Raw genomic sequence first — 1,622 nt, 5'->3', positions numbered from 1 at the left:
CCCCCGGCGGCCCCAGGGCCCCCGGTGCGGACGGCGTGACAGCACTCGGCCCCTCACCGCGTTGTGCGGTGAGGGGCCGAGTGTCGTTGTGGAGCGCGGGCGCCTCGGACTGAGCGGAGCCGCCTCTGCCCGCGCGGGGCGCCTCGCACGCGCGGGCCGTGGCCCCGGTGCAGGTCGACGCGGGTCGGCGCGGGTCCGCGCGCGGCGCGGGCGTCAGCCCAGGAGGCGCGACTTCACCGCGGCGGCCACCCGGCCGCCCTCGGCGCGCCCGGCCACCTTCGGGTTCACGATCTTCATGACCTGGCCCATGGCCCTGGGGCCCTCGGCGCCGGCCGCCCTGGCCTCCTCGACCGCCTGGTCCACCAGCCCGTTCAGTTCGTCGTCGCTCAGCTGCTGGGGCAGGTACTCGGCGAGGAACTCGCCCTCGGCCTTCTCCCGCTCGGCGCTCTCGGGGCGGCCGCCCTGCGCGAACGCCTCCGCGGCCTCACGGCGCTTCTTCGCCTCACGGGTGATCACCTTGAGGACCTCGTCGTCGGAGAGCTCGCGCTTCTCCGTACCCGACACCTCCTCCTTGGTGATCGCGGTCAGGGTGAGGCGGAGCGTCGAGGAGCGCAGCTCGTCGCGCCCCTTGATCGCCGCGTTGAGGTCTTCCTGCAGCTTCGACTTGAGCGTGGTCATGGCTTGATTGTCGCAGGTGTGTCGCAGCGAACGCCCCTTGATTTACGGTCCTGCGGGCACCCTGAGACGATGGACGGCATGCGCGCGCTCTACAAGGTCCCCCTCGGCATCACCGCGGCTGCTGCCGCCGGTCTCGTCTACTCCGCCGGGTTCGAGGCCCGTGCGTTCCGGCTGCGGCGGGTGACCGTTCCGGTCCTGCCCGCCGGGATGCGCCCGCTGCGCGTCCTGCAGATCTCCGACATCCACATGGTCAGCGGGCAGCGCAAGAAGCAGCGCTGGCTGCGGTCGCTGGCCGGGCTGCGGCCCGACTTCGTCATCAACACCGGCGACAACCTCTCCGACACCGAAGGCGTGCCGGAGGTGCTGGACGCGCTGGAGCCGCTGATGGAGTTCCCGGGGGCGTACGTCTTCGGCTCCAACGACTACTACGGCCCCAAGCTGCGCAACCCGGCGAAGTACCTGGTCGAGAAGGTCCAGGGCAAGCACGGCCTCAACGGCAACGAGCCCGCCACCGGGGCGATCCACAACCCCTGGGAGGGGCTGCGGGACGCTTTCGACGAGGCGGGCTGGCTGAACCTCACCAACACCCGCGGCACGCTGAAGGTCGACGGCGTCTCGGTCGAGCTGACCGGCCTTGACGACCCGCACATCAAGCGGGACCGGTACGACGAGGTCGCGGGCGGCCCGTCCGGCGCCGGTGACTTCGCCATGGGCGTCGTGCACGCGCCCTACCTGCGCTCGCTGGACGCGTTCACCGAGGACGGCTACCCGCTGGTCCTCGCCGGCCACACGCACGGCGGACAGCTCTGCATCCCGTTCTACGGGGCCCTGGTCACCAACTGCGACCTCGACACCGAGCGGGTCAAGGGCCTGTCCACCCACACCGCCGGCGGCAACACGTCCTTCCTGCACGTCTCGGCGGGCTGCGGGGCCAACCGGTACAC

At 71.8% G+C, this 1,622-nt stretch carries 2 protein-coding genes; one reads left to right on the top strand and one right to left on the bottom strand.

What is annotated here, in order from left to right:
• Window positions 1–213 precede the first annotated feature (213 nt).
• Entirely contained in the window at window positions 214–678 is a 465-nt protein-coding gene (locus ACOV8S_RS28575) for a GatB/YqeY domain-containing protein (protein WP_382552581.1), read from the bottom strand.
• Window positions 679–756: 78 nt separating this feature from the next.
• Here ACOV8S_RS28575 and ACOV8S_RS28570 point away from each other — a divergent pair.
• Window positions 757–1,622: metallophosphoesterase (locus tag ACOV8S_RS28570; protein ID WP_448321472.1), on the top strand; the 866-nt coding region annotated here is incomplete at its 3' end.

The organism is Streptomyces sp. CO7 (assembly GCF_053474865.1).
Note: the sequence above shows the minus strand (reverse complement) of the source record. Positions and strands in the feature narration are given on the sequence as shown.

Bases quoted from the DNA above. Each gene is read 5' to 3' on its own strand.
- ACOV8S_RS28575 (WP_382552581.1), bottom strand. From the start codon at position 678: ATGACCACGCTCAAGTCGAAGCTGCAGGAAGACCTCAACGCGGCGATC.